Source organism: Gallibacterium melopsittaci, assembly GCF_042433085.1.
Classification (GTDB): Bacteria; Pseudomonadota; Gammaproteobacteria; order Enterobacterales; family Pasteurellaceae; genus Gallibacterium; species Gallibacterium melopsittaci.
Window position 1 is genome coordinate 228,633 of record NZ_JBHLWA010000049.1, and the last position, 19,666, is coordinate 248,298.

Sequence of the window (19,666 nt, forward strand, 5' to 3'; positions counted from 1 at the left end):
TGGCTTAAAATTGTGCGTTAATCATAAAGTGGAAGCGTGCAGAATCAACATCACTATCATTGATGGTCGTTTTTAATGGGAATCCTACGCTGGTATTAAATGAAAAATATTTGGTAATGTTGCCTTTAAATCCAACGCCTGTACTTAGTAGCGTTCGATCTTGATAAGCATTTTTACCCCAGATATAGCCATAATCAGAAAAAACATAAGCATTCATCTTACCAGCTAAAATTGGAATCGAATGTTCAGCACTGATATTCACTCCGCTATCAGCACCTAATAAACTTTCTTCATAACCTCTGACACTATATGCACCGCCAATATAGAATTGTTCGGCTGATGGTAAATAAGTCGTTGTCGCTAATTGTCCATCAAAGCGGATTGATGAAAGTTCATTACTTGCATATCCTTTTTGGAAAACATAACTAATATTTGCTTTGCCGTATCGATTGTTTTCTTTGAGAATATTGACATTACGACCATATTTATAGCTATATTTTTGATAAAAAGCAGAACGTTCACCATAAGAAATTCGATCATAAAAGGCTGATACACCATTATTTTTATCATTTACCCATGGGTTAGATGAAAAATCTGTACGCGAACGTTGGTAACTATATTCCAATCCAATTTGTGATTTTATATTTTCAGTCACTGTTAATGGATGAACTAATGAAGCACCTAACGCATGCCCGCTACCTTTTACATTTAAGGGTTCTAATTCACCATCTACAACCCTTACTCGGTTTGTACTATAAGAGAGCCCCAACTTAGTTCCATAAGTATTAATTGGTGCATTGTAGGAAACTGCCCCTGAACGTGTGCCTTGTGAAGATAATAATGTGATACCTAATGCATCTCGATTTCCAGTTAGACTGGCATTAAATAACGACATTCCATAACGATATTCACCATTATTTTTGGAACCAGCATTGTCACTAAAGAAACGTACAACGTGACGAGGTGGCTCTTGAACTCGAATTTCATAATCCGTTGTGCCAGTCTCTTCACCAGCTTTTAATACTAAACCAAGTTGAGCATCATTAGTGGCATTAAAACGGATCAAGGCATCACTAATTTCAGTTAATTTGGCAACCTTATCCTTCTCTAAATGAACTCTATTTAAAATATATTTATCACGCGTTGTTGCATTGCCTGTTAATTGAATATGCCCTGTTTTACCTTCTACTAAATCAATCGTAACTATCCCTTTCTTAATGGTTTGTGGAGTTAAGATTGCTCGGGCATTGATATATCCTTTTGCATCATAAAGTGCATTAATTTCATCTACGATAACATATAAATCTCGCAAACTAATTTCACGACCAACATACTTTTGGATAATTACATCTAACTCTTCTTTACTGAGGATTTGTGAAACTGGGAAATGAAGTCCATTTAACTGAAAACGGATATCAGGAAGGGATCTTTTAGTTTGAGAACGTGCTTGACTATTAATCTTTGCTGATGGTTTATCATTAGATATTTGTTGTTGTACTCGCTGACGTTCTAACTCTTCTTGCATTCGGTTAAGTTGCAAACTAGGATTGTCTGTGGCAGGTAAATCTTGTTGTGAAGGTACAGCAGCCTGAACAGCCGGCATACAGCCCAAAATAGATGTGAGATATGCAAATCGTATTTTTTGCACATTAGTCAGTTTCATATTATCCTCGATCACTCTGTATATGAAGATTAAATCAATCAACAGTAAAAACTATCTAGAATGTCATTTTTATGTCAATTGCACTTAATCAAAAAATAGAGATAGAAAAGTTAGCTTAGAATTAGGAAAGATTATACGAACTCCCATCCTCTCACACAACATGAAATTATGTATAAAAATAATTACAGATAGTAACAAGAACAATAAAGCATGAAAAAAATCAATAAGTTAAAGTTAATAAAAATATTTATCGATAAGAAAAAGTACAACTTTTATAAGAAAAAGTACAAGAGATTTTTTTTAGAGAAGTGATAATTAATTAGAAAGAAAGGTTATTTTTTAACAAAAAACAATCCTTATTAGGTATAAATTGTAAAAATAAAATCCCAGCTTTCGCTGGGATTTTTGAAATTGAACAAATAATATTGTTAATTATTTTTCAACTGTTGCTTGGTGTTGACCACTTACAGACACTTCAACACGACGATCTGGTGCTAAGCAAGCGATTAATGCTTTACGACCTTTAACTGCATCACAAGTGTTGCCAGTTACTGGGTTTGCTTTACCGTAACCTACTGCTTTAATTACATCTGGAGATACAGATTTAGAAACTAAGTAGTTAGCTACTGTGTTAGCACGATCTTGAGAAAGTTTTAAGTTATATTTGTCTGAACCGATACGGTCTGTATAACCTGCAACTTCAACAGATGATAAAGTACCAACTTTAGCAATTTCTTGTTGTAAGTTGTCTAATGATTGAGCTGCTTCTGGTTTTAAGTTTGCTTTACCGAAAGCAAATAATACATCAGAGCTTAATGCGAATTTCTTGTTAACAACTTCAACAGCTGGAGCTGGAGCTTGTTCACCTTGACCGAAACGGTAAGAAAGACCTAAAGATACAGAACCAATGCTTGGGCTGTATGAAACATTATCAGCAAATTGGTTAACTTTACCTACTTTAGCAACCCATTGGTATTCTAAACGTGCTGCTAATTCTGGAAGAATTGCATATTCAACACCAGCAGCGAATACTGGAGACACTTTTAATTTGTGTTTAGAAACTGTTTTAACACCATTTTCATGTTGTGCATAATCTGAACGGATTAATGCTGCGCCTAAACGACCATAAACGTCTAAACCATCAACATAAGCTACTGGGTAGCTTGCTTTTAAGCTAAGGTTTAAACCGTGTGCAGTATGTCTTGCACGAACAGAATCACCTTGGTGACGTCTTAATTTACCGTAGAAATCATAACCTGCTTCAACAGCGAAATTATCAGTGATTTGGTAACCACCAAACACACCGTAAGTTTCTGAATTACGGTTAATTCCAAAATCACCATCATATTTGCTATCAAATTGATTTACATCATAGTGGAATGATGCCCAACCAGCTTTCGCACCAGCGTAGAAAGTATTTGCTTGAGGAGCTGCTTGTGCTACTGATACGAATGCTAATCCTGAAATTGCTAATGCGATTGCAGTCTTTTTCATTATAAAATCCTCTTGAATTTATTATCTATATTTAGATTTTAAGGTTTGTATTTACCATCAAAGACATCGTAAACATCAACCTCTCCCCAAAATAAATGAGATCCAGCTCACTTATTCGGTGACGCATATTATCGCTATTGATCAACACAAAATCAAACCTTTATTCTATTTTTGATTAAAAAACACCCTTTTAAAGATTAAAAAATAAGCAAATGATGGTTGTTTTTTTATTTTTTCAAAAAATTTTGAACTGTTTTGTACTAAAACGCGCGATCTTTTTTGCCTTTCTTAACTTTCTAATTTTTTATGCTAGTATAAACTTCCATTTGTTCCTTTAATATCAATTAAACACAACATTATAAAGAGGCTTATCATGATCATCCCTTATTTAGAGAGCAAGCAACAGCTTGATCCTTTAGTCAATCAATATATTACCCAATTAAGGCAACAAGGATTCCTCGGAGATATTGCTTATCATTATGCGGATCGCCTTTCTCTCGCTACTGACAACAGCGTTTACCAACAGCTTCCTCAAGCATTATTATTTCCAAAAGAAATTGCTGATATTGTTAGATTAACCAAACTTGCTCAACGGGATGAGTTTAAATCATTGAAATTTACACCACGTGGTGGCGGTACAGGAACGAATGGACAATCGCTAAATAGTACAATCATTGTTGATCTCTCTCGCCATATGAACCAGATCATTGAATTAAATGTAAAAGAGCATTGGGTTCGAGTGCAAGCTGGTGTAGTTAAAGATCAATTAAACCGTTATCTCAAGCCTCACGGTTTATTTTTTGCTCCAGAACTTTCTACTAGTAATCGTGCAACTATTGGTGGAATGGTGAATACCGATGCTTCTGGACAAGGTTCATTAATGTATGGAAAAACCTCTGATCATGTTATTGCTTTGCGTTCTGTCTTAATAAATGGCGATATTCTAGATACTGAAGCTATTGCCTGTGATCATTTTGCGGAAAATATTGCACAAGCGAATTTATCTAAAACAGGAAAACAAATTCATCAAGAAGTTGAGCAACTCTGTCGTCAACATCGTGAACAAATTCTTACGCAATTACCTCAATTAAATCGTTTCATTACAGGTTACGATCTGAATCACGTGTTTGATCAAGATCTTACACTCTTTAATTTAAGTCGAATTCTAACGGGTTCAGAAGGTTCTCTAGCGTTTGTTTGTGAAGCTAAATTAAATCTATTACCTATTCCGCAATATTGTACATTAATCAATATAAAATATCGTTCATTTGATGCTGCATTACGCCATGCACCTGCTATGGTTGCTGCTAAAGCATTATCAGTCGAAACTGTTGATTCAAAAATCCTGAATTTAGCCAAACAAGATATCATTTGGCACTCCGTTTCTGATTTATTAAAAGAAGATGAAAATACGCCAATTCTTGGTCTTAATATTGTGGAATATGCAGGAAATAATGAAAAATATCAGCAACAACAAGTTGCACAATTATGTCAGCGATTAGATCAAGAAATAGCTAATCAGCAAAATGATGTGATTGGTTATCAAGTTTGTACTGATTTAGCTTCTGTCGAAAAAATTTATGCAATGCGAAAAAAAGCCGTAGGCTTATTAGGTAATGCTAAAGGTCGTGCAAAACCGATTCCTTTTGTTGAGGACACTTGTGTTCCTCCAGAAAATCTTGCCGATTATATTGCCGATTTTCGTGCTTTGTTAGATAAGCATCAGCTTGAATATGGAATGTTTGGACACGTTGACGCTGGGGTATTACACGTTCGTCCTGCTTTAGACCTTTGTGATCCTGAACAAGTTAAATTATTTAAATCTATTTCTGATCAAGTCGCTAATCTGACACAACAATATGGTGGTTTAATTTGGGGTGAACATGGTAAAGGGGTGCGAGGTGAATATAGTCGCCAATTTTTTGGTGATCAACTCTGGCATGTATTACAGCAAATTAAAACTCTCTTTGATCCAGAAAATCGTCTTAATCCAGGGAAAATTTGTACACCACTTAACTCAGATACCAAATTATTTGAAGTACTTTCACCAATGCGTGCAGATTATGATCGCCAAATTCCTGTCGCTATTAAAGACCAATTTAGTGGTGCAATGAATTGTAATGGTAATGGCTTATGTTTTAATTTTGATGTTGATAGCGTAATGTGTCCATCAATGAAAGTGAGCCGTAATCGTGTATTCTCACCAAAAGGACGTGCTGCATTAGTGCGTGAATGGTTACGCCTATTAGCTAATGCCAATATCTCCGCCGAACAGTTAGACTTCAAGAAAAACAAAATCAAATTAACTGATTTAATAGAAAAGCTACGTTATCGTTTTTCTAATAAATATAAAGATGACTTTTCGCATGAAGTTAAGGCTGCAATGGATACTTGCTTATCTTGTAAAGCCTGTGCGAGCCAGTGTCCAATTAAAATTGATGTACCTGACTTTAAAGCAAAATTTTTATATTTCTATCACAGTCGCTATCCTCGCCCAATTAAAGATTATGTGGTTGCGAATGTAGAAAATGTTGCCCCATTGATGGCAAAAGCACCTGCATTTTTCAATGCAATTACAACGCATCCTGTAATGGAAAAAGTAGCGAGAAAATTTATTGGTATGGTCGCCTTACCGCAATTATCCGTACCATCCTTACAAAAACAATTAGTCGAAATCAATTATCGCGACCGTTCATTAGAACAATTAGAGCAATTACCTTTGCAACAACGTGAAAAAATGGTCTTTATTGTACAAGATCCTTTTACCTCTTTTTATGATGCAAAAGTAGTAGCCGACTTTGTCCGTTTGAGCAAAAAACTTGGATTTGAAGCTGTAGTATTGCCGTTTAAACCAAATGGTAAAGCACAACACGTAAAAGGTTTTTTAACTCGTTTTAGTAAAACAGCTACTAAACAAGCAGAAGTATTAAATCGTATTGCAAAACTTGGGATACCTTTAGTTGGTGTTGATGCAGCAGTCGTGCTTTCCTATCGTGATGAATATAAACAAATACTTGGTGAAAAACGTGGGAATTTTAATGTTCTTACTGCACAAGAGTGGTTATCTGATGTACTAACAACATATGAAACGTCATCCACTCCAACTGAAACAGCACGCACTTGGTATTTATTCCCTCACTGTACGGAAAGTAGCTTATTGCCAAACAGTGGCAAACAATGGCAAGCCCTATTTGCCAAATTTGGTGAAAAACTGGAAGTCGTTCAAGTAGGTTGTTGTGGTATGGCAGGAACATTTGGTCACGAAACTATTCATGAGGAAACGTCAAAAGAAATTTACCAGCTTTCTTGGGAGAAGAAATTACAAAATAAAGATTTACAATATTGTTTAGTATCTGGTTACTCTTGTCGTAGCCAAATTAAAAGAATGCAACATCAAATCAGTAAACACCCATTACAAGGATTGTTAGAGGTATTACATTAATGTCTATTTGGAAAAAAAATATTAATTTAGAAGCACTTAATCAAGCAAATAAGAATACAGCTGCTGAACAACTCGGCATTGAATTTATTGGATTTGGTGATGACTGGGTAGAAGCAGCATTAACCGTCGATCAGAGAAATTGCCAACCTATGGGATTACTCCATGGCGGTTCTTCTGCACTATTAGCCGAAACGGTTGGATCTTATGCGGGATTTTGTGCTTGCGAGGAAGATAAAGGAGTGGTTGGTGTTGAAATCAACGCTAACCATTTACGAGCAATGAAACTTGGTGAACGCGTTGTTGCTCGAGCTACTCCGCTACATATTGGTAGAACACTACACGTTTGGCAAATTAATATCACGGATTCCCAACAACGCCTTTGTTGCCAAAGTCGTTTAACACTTGCGGTATTAGATCAACGGGAAGAATAATGCAATCTAATAAAAAAATTGGCGTGTTATTAGTTAATCTAGGCACGCCAGATGAAGCTACTCCTGCAGCAGTAAAACGTTATTTGCGCCAATTTTTAAGTGATCCTCGTGTAATTGATCTCCCTCGCTGGCAATGGCAATTATTATTAAATTTAATTATTTTGCCGAAACGAGCTCCTCGTGTTGCGACACTTTATCAAAAAATTTGGCAAGCAGATGGTTCCCCTTTGCTTGCAATTAGTAAACAGCAAAAGGCTGCCTTACAACAACGCTTTCAACAACAGCAACAAAACGTTGTTGTTGAATTAGCAATGACTTATGGTAATCCATCAATAAGTTCTGCACTTGAAAAACTATATGCACAAAATATAGAACATTTAATCTTACTACCGTTGTACCCACAATATAGCAGTACTACCACCGCTTCTGTATTGGATGCGTTTCATACTGCTCTACATCAACAACGTAAGATTATACCTTTTGATATTATCTTCTCTTATCATAATCACCCTTTATATATCAATGCATTAGCGCACAGTATTCAACAACACCTCGCTGCAGATGAACATTTGATCTTCTCTTTCCATGGCATTCCTTTACGTTATCAACAAGAAGGAGATTACTATGCCCAGCATTGCCAACAAACAGCAGAAGCTGTTGCGGCACAACTTGCACTTACTAAAGAACAGTGGCGTTTATGCTATCAATCTCGTTTTGGTAAAGAAGAGTGGTTACAGCCTTATACTGACGAAACCTTAACGTCACTACCACAAAAAAATATTCGCAAAGTCGCAGTAATTTGCCCAGGGTTTGCTACTGATTGTTTAGAAACATTGGAAGAAATTGCCCAAGAAAATAAACGGTACTTTTTACAAGCTGGTGGCGAATCTTATCGTTATATTCCTGCACTCAATGCTAATTCAACACACATTGATTTGTTGTATCAGCTTATTTGTGAAAAATTAGGCGATAAAAAATAACCTTCAGTATTTATTTAATGAAAATAAGGAAATTCAAGTTGCATTTCAGCATTCAACTTAGCTTCCTTATTTAAATCAATTTTTTAGCTAAGTTGGATAGGTTCTATGAAAATATTGCTTACTTATTTAAAGAGGGGTTATTCAGTAAAGTTTTGTGTATAATTCATCAGTTAAAAATAATAAGAGAAAGCATATGGATTTATTAGAATTAGATTGGCAATCACTCGCTCCTACCTTCACAATTCAAACCGATAAAATTTGTAATCATATTGATTTTTGGGATTTACAACCTCGTGCTACAGCAGCAATTAAGCATTGGCTCGCACAGGATGGTAATTTGTTAGTATTAAGAGGTGATGAACAATTTAGTGATTTACAGCGTTTAGAACACTATTTATTACAACACTATTTTGCCGATCTACCTTTACCAATTAATGGTGTGCATTACCAATTTCAGTCGCAACGTGACAATGAATTTCCTATTATGGAAATGCGTACTGCACAAGCAGAAACTGACAATTTTATTCAACGTTACTGGGTAAAAAGTGCCGATTATCTTGATCCTCAACACCTCTTCGGACAAATTTTACAATTAACTAATAGCGATAAATTGCATTTAGTTCCAGGGCTTGTGCATCAATTAAATGGTGGGATTCTCATTGTTTCAGTAGCACAATTATTAGCTCAATTTGATGTTTGGTTACGTTTATTAAGCCTGCTTCAACAGCAACAATTTCATTGGCATTTGGATAATATTCTACAACGCCAACCTTGTGTCATTCCTAGTATGCCATTGAAATTAAAATTAATTTTAGTTGGCAACCGAGAAAATATTGCCGAGTTAGAAACTATCCAACCTGATCTATACCAGTTAGCAGATTATGCAGAATTAGCCTCTTATAGTGAAGTTGCAACTGAACAACAACAATACCAATGGGCAGGCTATGTGCAACATCTCGTTAATTTAGAATTAAAAAAATCTATCGATCTCTCAGGAATCAATCGTTTATATCAATTATTAGTGCGTGAAAGCGAAGATCGACAACTTATTAGTAATGCACCATCTCAACTTCTTCGTATTTTGCAAGGTGCATCAATGACACAACCGCAAGCAAATCATATTAACGCTGAAATGATTGAGGCCTATTATATCCAACAATGTTATCAGAGAGACTTGTTACAACAGCGTAGTTATCAGAGTGTTTTAGCCGAACAGATCTATATTGCAACTGATGGGGAAGAAATTGGACAGATAAATGGTCTGTCAGTCATTGAATACCCTGGTGTTCCTTACGCTTTTGGTGAACCATCACGGATTAGCTGTTTAGTCCAAATTGGTGAAGGTGAAATTGTTGATGTTGATCGTAAAAATGAATTAGCAGGCAATATTCATAGTAAAGGTATGATGATTGCACAATCTTGTTTAAGCAATATTTTGCAATTACCAAGTCAATTACCTTTCTCCGCGTCATTAGTTTTTGAACAGTCGTACACTGAAATTGATGGTGACAGTGCTTCATTAGCGATGCTTTGTGTTTTAGTGAGTGCATTAGCAGAATTACCTTTACCACAACATGTTGCCGTAACTGGTGCAATTGACCAATTTGGTTTAGTTCATGCTGTCGGTGGGGTTAATGAAAAAATTGAAGGCTTTTTCGCAATTTGCCAACAACGTGGTTTAACCGGAAAACAAGGTGTCATTATTCCTGCCGTAGTTTGCTCTCAACTAAGTTTAAACCGTGCTGTGATTGATGCCGTGCAAGCAGGTGAATTCCATCTTTGGATTGTTGAAGATGCCACACAAGCCTTACAAATCTTACTGCAACGAGATTTAATTGAGATGCCTAATACTGAATATCACGCAAATAATCGACCATTAAATCAACTAATTTTACAAAATATCGAACAGAAAGCCGAAACGAAACCATTACTATCGCGTTGGTTTTCGTGGCTAAATTCAACTAAAAAGTAAAAAAACTGCTCCGACCATTCAGCTAACAAGTGTAAGCCATTTAAAAAGGTTTTTTTCCTTGCTAGAATAGCTTACATCTTGTTATTCCTTTGAAATAGGAATTTTAACGCTCACTTGTAGGAGAACAGTATGCCGAACAGTAGTTCACAAAAAAGAACATTCACCGATCAAAAATCTTTTAGTTATGAGGATTTATTAGCCTCTGGACGTGGTGAATTATTTGGTGAGAAAGGCCCCCAATTACCTGCACCCTCAATGTTAATGATGGATCGTATTATTGAAATGGATGAAACGAAAGGGCGTTATGGTAAAGGTTATATTGAAGCAGAATTAGATATTCGTCCTGATTTACCTTTCTTTGGTTGTCATTTTATTGGCGATCCTGTTATGCCAGGTTGTTTAGGTTTAGATGCCATGTGGCAATTAGTTGGCTTTTTCCTAGGTTGGATCGGTGGTGAAGGTAAAGGGCGTGCGTTAGGCGTTGGCGAAGTGAAATTTACCGGACAAATTTTACCAACTTCAAAGAAAGTGACTTACCGTATCCATTTAAAACGTGTGATTAATCGTAAATTAATCATGGGCTTAGCCGATGGAGAGGTGGAAGTAGATGGTCGTATTATTTATACCGCAACGGATCTAAAAGTCGGCTTATTCCAAGATACAACAATGTTTTAAATTTACTGGTACTGGTTATACATGGCATAACCAGTACTTACTTTTCTGCTTTTAGGCGGAAGCGTCCCCGACTATATCTCGCTTTTAATGGTATTGTATTTCCAGTTAATTGAACTTGTCCCGCTTTAGCAATCTGCAATGAATATTGCATTGAATGAGCATGGGTAATCGCAATCGCTAACGCATCTGCCGCATCAGCTTGTGGTGAAGCCGATAAATTTAAAATCCTTGTTACCATGTGCTGGACTTGTTTTTTATCAGCAGAACCAATTCCAACAACAGTCTGTTTCACTAATCTTGCAGCATATTCAAAGACAGGTAACTGTTGATTTGTCGCTGCAACAATCGCAGCTCCTCTCGCTTGCCCTAGTTTTAATGCGGAATCTGCATTCTTTGCCATAAAAACCTGCTCAATCGATAATACTTCTGGTTGAAATTGCATAATAATTTCAGTGACACCTGCATGAATACGTTGTAAGCGAGTTGGTAAATCATCAACTTCCGTCCGAATGACACCACTACCAAGATAAATAAGTTGTTTACCTTGTTGACGAATTACGCCATAGCCAGTTAAACGTGAACCGGGGTCAATACCGAGAATAATCATAAATTACTACCTAAAAAATAGGGCGTTCAAAACGCCCTTATTTGATATTTAATGTTTAATCAGATTTTAAACCTCTGACCTATATTTTTTATAACAATGCTGCTACTTCGTCACTCATATCACCATTGTGATATACGTTTTGTACATCATCACAATCTTCGAGCATATCTACTAAACGCATTAGTTTTGGTGCAGTTTCCGCATCTAACTCTGCTGTTGTAGATGGGATCATAGTTACTTCTGCTTCATTTACTTTAAAGCCTGCTTCCGTTAACGCATCACGCACTGCACTTAACTCTTCCCAAGCTGTATAGATTTCAAAACTACCATCATCTTGTGGTTGAACGTCATCTGCGCCTGCTTCAATTGCAGCTTCCATTAATGCATCTTCATCCGCTTCATTCACTAAAATTAAGCCTTTGCGAGTAAAGAGATAAGCCACTGAACCGTCTGTACCTAAATTTCCACCAGATTTAGTAAAAGCATGGCGTACTTCAGAAACCGTACGTTTGCGATTATCTGTCAAACATTCAACGATAATCGCTGTACCACCTGGACCGTAACCTTCATACACAATAGATTCCATATTGGTATCATCGCCACCGCCTGCACCACGTTGAATAGCTCGATTGATAGTATCACGAGTCATATTGTTTGATAGTGCTTTATCTACCGCAGTACGTAAACGTGGGTTTGAACCAACATCGGCTCCGCCCAATTTTGCTGCTGTAACTAACTCACGAATTAATTTAGTAAAAATTTTCCCACGTTGTGCGTCTTGCGCCGCTTTGCGGTGTTTAATATTAGCCCATTTACTGTGACCAGCCATGAAAAATCCTCTTTAATTTTCAATAGGTTGATGTATTACAAATTTTTCTATCGCTTGCGCGTTATTCCAAGATTTTGTCATCTTCATTGCAGTTTCTGCTTCTACCCAACGATAAGCAGAATGCTCCGTTAATACAACTGGATACTCCTCTGCTAACGGTAAGGTAAACCAATATTCATGACAATGCGTTACATTAGGTGCGTAACGCGCACGAAATTGGGCAAAGATTTCAAAATCGACTTCATAGTGACAATCTTTAAGCGTACTTGGTAATCTAGAAAGATCTAATTGTAGTTCTTCAAACACTTCCCGTTCTGCCGCTTGCGCTGGTGTTTCGCCAACTTCTAAACTGCCCGAAACAGATTGCCAAAAATCCTGATCATCTTTACGTTGTAGCATTAATACTCGTTTAGTATGAGTACAATACACTACAACCAAAACCGATTCAGGGTGTTTATATTTCATCATTTACTCAGAAATAATCGTCTTAGTTGTATTAAATAAATAATCTGGTTTTACTACCCCAATTAAAGCACTATAAGGAATTAATAATTGAATTTCTCCCTCAGCATAAGAACCTAACTCATAAGGCAGATAACTTAATAATAAACCTTCATAAGTAAAGGTAAAATTATCTGTTGGCTCAAGCTGTCCTCCAGGTATAGATTCTCTTTCTTTCAATAATTGTTCTAACTTATCTGGGTCTTGCTCATTTTCTACAGTTGATATGTAATATAAATAAGCATTACGTAGCAACGCATTAAACTTCAATTGTTGATTAGGTAACAAAATATCATCTAGCTTTAATAATTTTTTTTCCTTTAAATCAAAGTTACTAAAGTGCGTACCATAAATACCATGTGCGCCACCAGAATAAAGATAAAAATAATCAACGAACATTGCTAATTGCTGCCGTTGTCCGATAAAGCGTGGTTGATACTCAAATGAATAACCAATTGGTGCATGTTCAGCATCGCTAAATAAATCAGCAATATTCTTAACATATTCCGATTTTAATTGATCAAATGGTAATTGTTTCCAACGTGCTTTAACTTTATCAACCTCTTCTGGCAAAAGATCCTTCCCTTCAGGAAAAAGATACTCTCGCATTTCCGATTGAAAGTAGTGATCAATCCAATCAACGTTGGTCTTTAACCCTTTTAAATCAATTTCATAGCAACGATCATCAACAACACATTTTTTCTCCTGAATTATTGTTGTTGGTTCTGCACTAACTAATGGGATAGTTTCAGCAACAGACTGTTGAGTTGCTGTTGTCGCCACAGCAGATTGCACTACTGTTTTATCCTCTTTACAGGCAAATAGGGCAATACTTGCTAAGCAAAGTACACCCCATTTATATTGATTCATTTTTGCCTCTTATTCTTTCACTTTAGTGACTTGAATGGCTAACTCTTGTAATGCTTGTTCATTCGCATAACTTGGTGCTTCCGTCATTAAGCAAGCTGCTGCTGTTGTTTTCGGGAAAGCAATGACATCACGGATATTTTCTGTGCCAGTTAATAACATGGTTAAGCGATCTAAACCAAACGCTAAGCCTGCGTGTGGTGGTGTACCAAATTTTAATGCATCCAATAAGAAGCCAAATTTTTCACGTTGTTCTTGTTCATTAATACCTAAAATGCGGAATACAGTTTGTTGCATTTTTGGATCAAAAATACGCACTGAACCACCACCGACTTCATAACCATTAATCACCATATCATAAGCATTCGCTACTGCATCCACTGGAGATTGTTCCAACTCTTCTGGTGAAACATGTGCTGGTGAGGTAAATGGATGGTGCATTGCCGCTAAACCACCTTCACCATCATCTTCGAACATTGGGAAATCAATTACCCATAATGGCGCCCACTGATCTAACTTCGTCAAGCCACAATCACGCCCTAATTTCAAGCGTAATGCACCCATTGCATCTGTTACGACTTTATAGCTATCTGCACCAAAGAAAATAATATCGCCTGTTTGTGCTTGTACACGTTCTAATAAGGCTTTTAGGACTTCTTCAGATAAGAATTTAGCGATTGGGCTTTGTACACCTTCTGCACCAGCAGCAAGATCATTAATCTTCATCCAAGCTAAACCTTTCGCACCATAAATACTTACAAATTGAGTATATTCATCAATTTGTTTACGAGTAATGTGAGAACCGTTTGGCACACGAATTGCTGCAATACGACCTTTAGGATCATTTGCAGGACCACTAAATACTTTGAAATCAACTTCTTTTAGTAAATCAGCTACATCTACCATTTCCAATGGATTACGTAAATCTGGCTTATCTGAACCAAAACGACGCATCGCTTCTGCAAATGTCATCACTGGGAATTTACCTAAATCTATGCCTAAAATTTCTAACCATAAACCATGTACCATCTCTTCCATAATTAAACGTACTTCTGGTGCAGTTAAGAAAGAGGTTTCCACATCGATTTGGGTAAATTCAGGTTGGCGATCTGCGCGTAAATCTTCATCACGGAAGCACTTCACAATTTGATAATAGCGATCAAAACCAGACATCATCAATAATTGCTTAAAGAGCTGAGGTGATTGTGGTAATGCGTAGAATTTTCCTTTGTGAACACGACTTGGGACGAGATAATCACGTGCCCCTTCTGGCGTAGCTTTGGTTAGCATTGGGGTTTCAATGTCAAGGAAACCATGACTATCCATAAAACGGCGTACATAACTGGTAATTTTAGCGCGAGTTTTTAAGCGTTGTGCCATTTCTGGACGGCGTAAATCCAAATAACGATATTTTAAACGTTGTTCTTCAGTATTATTTTGATTGAAATCTAATGGCAATACATCTGATGCGTTATAAATTAAAACATCGGTCGCAGAAACTTCTACTTCACCAGTTGCCATATTTTTGTTGATTTGATTATCTGGACGAGCAATCACTTGGCCTTTAATTTGGATACAATATTCGCTACGTAAATTTGCTGCTTTTTCAAAGGCTTGTTTATTTTGTGGATCAATAAATACTTGAACAATCCCTTCACGATCACGCATATCGATAAAAATCAATCCGCCTAAATCACGACGACGGTGTACCCAACCACTCAGTATTACCTCTTGACCAATATGACTACGGTTTAATGCACCGCAATAATGTGAACGCATCATAATAATAAATCCTTGTTTTTAAATTAAGCTAAAAATTAACTTGGCGATTATAGCGAAAATCCGCACTACTTTGAATTGGATTAATACATTTCCCATCAGAAATCTTTAAAAAGCTAATCTCTCGTCCACTTTTCTGTTAATTTAGGCTTTAATTGCTAGCATTGAACCAAAGTTAAAACATTGAAACCACATCGCTACATGTTGGAAACCAATTTTTTCTAATAATAATTTTTGGCTAGCAATACTATCTGTTTTCATCACATTTTCTAATGCTGTGCGTTTTTGACTCACTTCTAACTCACTATAACCATTAGCTCGTTTAAATGTGTGGTGTAAATCAATTTGCAGATCATTAATCACATCATCTTCAAAACGATATTTTTCCGATAAGACTAAGATTCCGCCTTTCGTCAATCCTTGATAAATTTTCGCTAATAGTGCTTCCCTATCTGCAGGTGGCACAAATTGCAGCGTAAAATTTAACACCACCATAGACGCATTAGTGATTTCAATATCACGAATATCAGCGCATATAATCTCAACGGGTACATCACTATGGTAAGCCGCTAAATGTTGTCGGCATCGTTGTACCATAGGTTCTGAATTATCTATACCAAAAATTTTAACCCCGTCACATTTAATATTACGTCGCATTGATAATGTTGCTGCTCCTCGTGAACAGCCTAAGTCAAACACATTCGTTTCAGGCTGCACAAAACGCTCTGCTAGCATACCTATTGCCGTAATAATATTTGAATAACCAGGAACTGAACGTTGAATCATATCAGGAAATACTTCCGCTACACGTTCATCGAAAGTAAAGTCACCCAATTTCTCAATGGGTGCTGAAAAAATCATATCTTTAGACATAATAATATTCTGAGAAATAAAAAAGTGGGTATTGTAATAGAAAATTGCCTATTTTTTAAGATAAATAAAGGCTCTCTAAAATAAATCCGAGAGCCTTATCATTCAAATTGAGATTACAATTATTTCTTTTCAGGTAAATGATACAAGCGATTCTTATATAAATAACTTCCCCAAAGTGCATAAGTTAATGCTTGTTTTTTCATTTCTTCTGGCACATCTGCTGGCTGTAATACTTTTTTACTAAGATCATATTTAAATCCAGCTGGCTGTTTTTCAGGTTGTAAAATCACAACTTGTTGTTGTTCATTCATTAATGCCATTGATTTGTCAAACTGCATTAAAGCACGATTTGGACTATATTTTGTTAAATCAAAACCTAACATTGGATATTCTGCATCGATCCCAATCAGTGATAACAATGTTGGTGGCATATCAATTTGGCTCACTAAACGATTATCTTGTTTAGATGCAATTCCATCGCCAATAATTAACGCTGGAATATGGAAATGGGCAATTGGCACTAATGAAGCACCAGCAACACGAGAATCATGATCGGCAATCACTAAAAAGACAGTATCTTTCCAATAATCTGATTGTTTTGCTCGTTTAAAAAATTCACCAATTGCAAAATCAGCATATTTGGCCGCATTATTTCTCGTTGCTTTTGGTTGTTCATAGAGTTCAATCTTATTATCTGGAAACTCAAAAGGATCATGATTACTTGAACTAAAGACTAAGCTAAAGAATGGCTTGCCCTGTTGTTGTAACTTACGAAATTCTTCATCAGCTCGAATAAAGAGATCTTCATCAGATACTCCCCAAGTACCTTTAAACATTGGTTTTGGATAATCATTTTGATCGATAATAAATTGGAATCCATTACCATAAAAGAAACTTGCCATATTATCAAAATGCTTTTCACCACCGTAAATAAAAGAGGTGTGATAACCTTTTCTTGCTAATAAATCAGCAATCGTAAAGAAACCTGTTTGACTATTTGGCAGTTTCACTACTGCACGGGCTGGTGTCGGAGTAAACCCAGTTACCACTGCTTCAATACCACGAACTGAGCGTGTTCCTGTGGCATATAAATTTTCAAACCACCATCCCTCTTTACTTAACTGATCAAGATTTGGAGATAATGGTAATCCACCTAATGAACCAATAAATTGTGCACCTAAACTCTCTTCCAAAATAATCACCAGATTTTTTGGTTTACCATGATAACTTGCTTCATTCTTGCTCAATAATGGAATATCGCCAGGAATATAATCACTCGCTGGACGAGGATGTAAATTTTTCAGTGTAACTAACATTTCTTCAGGTGGCAGATGACCATAAATCTCTGATGAGTTCTCTTCATCTCCCATTTGTTGCAATGCAAACAGGACCGAATAACCTGAATTTAATACCAATGAATTCACTAACGCATCAGAAGAGAAAGCTACCATTGAAGGATTAATGCCTCGATGTGCAAAAGTTGATCTCGCACCAATAAATACTAAGCCAGCAATCAAAATTGCCACTACTGGGCGATAAATCCAGCGACCCGCATTAGCATCACGCACTACATAACCAGAAAGTTTCCAATATCCCCAAATCGCTAAAATGGTAATAATGATTGACATAATCATCGTGAACAAATGCCCTTTTGCTAACATTGTAAAGACTTCACGCGGATTCACGAGATATTCAACAAATAAGCGATTTGGGCGGAAATCATAAGTACTAATAAACTCTGGTGTTGCTAATTCCATAAATAAGATAAAAACAGAACCAGCAGTTAAAACTACCCGTAAAACTACCCTAAAAGCCGAACCAAATTGCGTTTTATCCAGAAATAAAGCAGATAAAAAAGCAAATAATCCAAATAGCCAACATAAGGACACTACATCCATACGCACGCCTTGAATCAATAATGGAAACCATCCATCTACGGCATCAACACGCTCTTTCTGCCAAAAAGCCAATCCAAGACGACTACCTGATAAAATAATTAAATTTAAAATGAAAAAATAGAGTACGGGATAAAAAGAAAAAATTCGCAACATAGTAACTTCACATCCTGATGTTTATTGCTCTCAATAAAATAAAAAACCTCTAATAGTAGAGGCAGCTATTAGAGATTTATTTGATTAAAGAGTTCCCTTATTTAGTCGATATTTTGTGCAGTTAAAAAAGGATTTTTACTTTTTTCATCTGCTATCGTCGTTAATAATCCGTGACCAGCGACAATTTGCATTTCATCATCTAGTGGCCATAGTTTTTCTTTGATACTTTGAATTAATTGAGAAAAGTTTCCACCTGGAAAATCAGTGCGTCCAATACTGCGGCGAAATAGAACATCACCAGTAAAAGCAATATTTTCTACTTTATTAATGAAACCAATATGACCTGGCGTATGCCCTGGAAGATGTAAAACATCAAATGAAAAATCACCAACCGCTATCACATCACCTTCATTTAACCAACGATCTGGTGTCAATGGTGCACAATAAGGTAAGCCAAATTGCTCTGCTTGTTGTGGTAAGCCCTGCAACCAATAATCATCTGATTTTTCTGGACCAACAATCTCTATGCTAAATTCACGCTTTAATTTTGCTGCTGCACCAACATGATCAAGATGACCATGCGTTAATAAAATTAATCTTGGAATTAATTGATTTTCTTGAATAAATTGGATAATTCTTTCCGCTTCGCCGCCAGGATCAATGATAGCGGCATTTTTTTGATCATCCCAAACAACAGAACAATTTTGTTGAAAAGGGGTAACTGGAATAATTTGTACATTCATAATGATTATAAACTTCTATCATCAACTACCACGCCATGTACGATTAGGACCTGTATCCACATGTACAAAATTACTGCGTGGGTAATAACCTACTCCACCATTATTCAAAGATTGTGCTGCTTTACGTACATTATCTAATGAAACATTACTAATACGAAAATCCACAGCTTGCCCACGCATATGATAACTATTACTTGCAACACCTTTACTGCGACGATGCATTGCTGCATTAGTTGCAGGCGCACGATAACCACAAATAATTGAAATTTCACAAGAACGTAAACCTAAGCGAGATTGAATTTGGTAAAGTTTAGTGAATAAATGCGGATCCATAGTATGAACTAAGTTAGTTCGTCTATCACGCATCAAATAATTTAATTTTTGTAAATCAGCTTTTGCTACTCCTTTACCTGGAGAAAATGGGGAACTAAATTTCTCGCCTGTATTAATATTTTTAAAATGTAAAATTTTAGGAGCAGCGGTAGATAAAACAGCGAACGCAGAATTCGCTACAAATGAACTACCCAACATAATACCGCCCAACGATAGCCATCTGCGGCGAGATTGATCAATATTGCCCATTTCCTTGTTTCCTATTGGTAAGTGATTTATCAGAGGTCAACAGAAAGGCTATTGCATAAACAATAGCCTTCTGGATTATACTGATTTTTTCTCTAGATTAAAGCGGCATAGTAGACAAAATTGTTGCTGATGTGTCAAAAACTATGCCAAGTGGACAAAATTGTGGCTAATATTTAT

The 19,666-nt window shown here is 36.3% G+C and carries 16 protein-coding genes; 5 read left to right on the top strand and 11 right to left on the bottom strand.

Going from position 1 to position 19,666, the window contains the following annotated elements; genetic code table 11:
- Positions 1–4: 4 nt before the first annotated feature.
- Complete coding sequence (locus ACFFHT_RS10765; protein WP_382376101.1) at positions 5–1,603, bottom strand: ShlB/FhaC/HecB family hemolysin secretion/activation protein; 1,599 nt, start codon at positions 1,601–1,603, stop codon at positions 5–7.
- 492 nt (positions 1,604–2,095) lie between these two features.
- Positions 2,096–3,157, bottom strand: coding sequence for a porin OmpA (gene ompA / locus ACFFHT_RS10770; RefSeq protein WP_382376103.1), 1,062 nt, complete (start codon positions 3,155–3,157; stop codon positions 2,096–2,098).
- 373 nt (positions 3,158–3,530) lie between these two features.
- On the opposite strand from ompA, the gene ydiJ reads away from it, so the two are divergent.
- From ydiJ to fabA, 5 genes are all read left to right on the top strand, one after another.
- The gene (ydiJ, locus tag ACFFHT_RS10775; RefSeq protein WP_382376105.1) at positions 3,531–6,599 is read left to right on the top strand and encodes a D-2-hydroxyglutarate dehydrogenase YdiJ; all 3,069 of its coding nucleotides are present in this window, start codon (positions 3,531–3,533) and stop codon (positions 6,597–6,599) included.
- Positions 6,599–7,030: a PaaI family thioesterase gene (locus ACFFHT_RS10780; RefSeq protein ID WP_382376107.1), complete on the top strand. Its 432-nt coding sequence runs from the start codon at positions 6,599–6,601 to the stop codon at positions 7,028–7,030. Before ydiJ ends, ACFFHT_RS10780 begins: the two co-directional genes overlap by 1 nt.
- On the top strand, positions 7,030–8,010 hold the full coding sequence (gene hemH / locus ACFFHT_RS10785) for a ferrochelatase (protein ID WP_382376109.1): 981 nt from the start codon (positions 7,030–7,032) through the stop codon (positions 8,008–8,010). Before ACFFHT_RS10780 ends, hemH begins: the two co-directional genes overlap by 1 nt.
- Before the next feature lie 193 nt (positions 8,011–8,203).
- On the top strand, positions 8,204–9,982 hold the full coding sequence (locus ACFFHT_RS10790) for an AAA family ATPase (protein WP_382376111.1): 1,779 nt from the start codon (positions 8,204–8,206) through the stop codon (positions 9,980–9,982).
- Positions 9,983–10,111: 129 nt separating this feature from the next.
- Complete coding sequence (gene fabA, locus ACFFHT_RS10795) at positions 10,112–10,657, top strand: bifunctional 3-hydroxydecanoyl-ACP dehydratase/trans-2-decenoyl-ACP isomerase (protein ID WP_382376113.1); 546 nt, start codon at positions 10,112–10,114, stop codon at positions 10,655–10,657.
- A gap of 37 nt (positions 10,658–10,694) precedes the next feature.
- On the opposite strand, the gene ruvC is transcribed toward fabA, so the two are convergent.
- From ruvC to mepK, 9 genes are all read right to left on the bottom strand, one after another.
- Positions 10,695–11,264: a crossover junction endodeoxyribonuclease RuvC gene (gene ruvC, locus ACFFHT_RS10800; RefSeq protein ID WP_382376115.1), complete on the bottom strand. Its 570-nt coding sequence runs from the start codon at positions 11,262–11,264 to the stop codon at positions 10,695–10,697.
- An 88-nt stretch (positions 11,265–11,352) separates the two neighbouring features.
- Positions 11,353–12,093 (bottom strand): YebC/PmpR family DNA-binding transcriptional regulator, encoded by a 741-nt coding sequence (locus tag ACFFHT_RS10805; RefSeq protein ID WP_382376117.1) that lies wholly within the window; start codon positions 12,091–12,093, stop codon positions 11,353–11,355.
- Positions 12,094–12,105: 12 nt separating this feature from the next.
- Positions 12,106–12,558 (bottom strand): dihydroneopterin triphosphate diphosphatase, encoded by a 453-nt coding sequence (gene nudB, locus ACFFHT_RS10810; RefSeq protein WP_382376148.1) that lies wholly within the window; start codon positions 12,556–12,558, stop codon positions 12,106–12,108.
- A 3-nt stretch (positions 12,559–12,561) separates the two neighbouring features.
- Complete coding sequence (locus ACFFHT_RS10815; RefSeq protein ID WP_382376119.1) at positions 12,562–13,464, bottom strand: RsiV family protein; 903 nt, start codon at positions 13,462–13,464, stop codon at positions 12,562–12,564.
- Between the two features lie 9 nt (positions 13,465–13,473).
- On the bottom strand, positions 13,474–15,243 hold the full coding sequence (gene aspS, locus ACFFHT_RS10820; RefSeq protein WP_382376121.1) for an aspartate--tRNA ligase: 1,770 nt from the start codon (positions 15,241–15,243) through the stop codon (positions 13,474–13,476).
- Between the two features lie 141 nt (positions 15,244–15,384).
- On the bottom strand, positions 15,385–16,113 hold the full coding sequence (cmoA, locus tag ACFFHT_RS10825; RefSeq protein WP_382376123.1) for a carboxy-S-adenosyl-L-methionine synthase CmoA: 729 nt from the start codon (positions 16,111–16,113) through the stop codon (positions 15,385–15,387).
- Positions 16,114–16,232: 119 nt separating this feature from the next.
- The gene (locus ACFFHT_RS10830) at positions 16,233–18,164 is read right to left on the bottom strand and encodes an LTA synthase family protein (RefSeq protein ID WP_382376125.1); all 1,932 of its coding nucleotides are present in this window, start codon (positions 18,162–18,164) and stop codon (positions 16,233–16,235) included.
- Positions 18,165–18,265: 101 nt separating this feature from the next.
- On the bottom strand, positions 18,266–18,907 hold the full coding sequence (locus tag ACFFHT_RS10835; RefSeq protein ID WP_382376127.1) for an MBL fold metallo-hydrolase: 642 nt from the start codon (positions 18,905–18,907) through the stop codon (positions 18,266–18,268).
- 21 nt (positions 18,908–18,928) lie between these two features.
- Positions 18,929–19,489, bottom strand: coding sequence for a peptidoglycan L,D-endopeptidase MepK (gene mepK, locus ACFFHT_RS10840; RefSeq protein ID WP_382376129.1), 561 nt, complete (start codon positions 19,487–19,489; stop codon positions 18,929–18,931).
- Positions 19,490–19,666 lie beyond the last annotated feature (177 nt).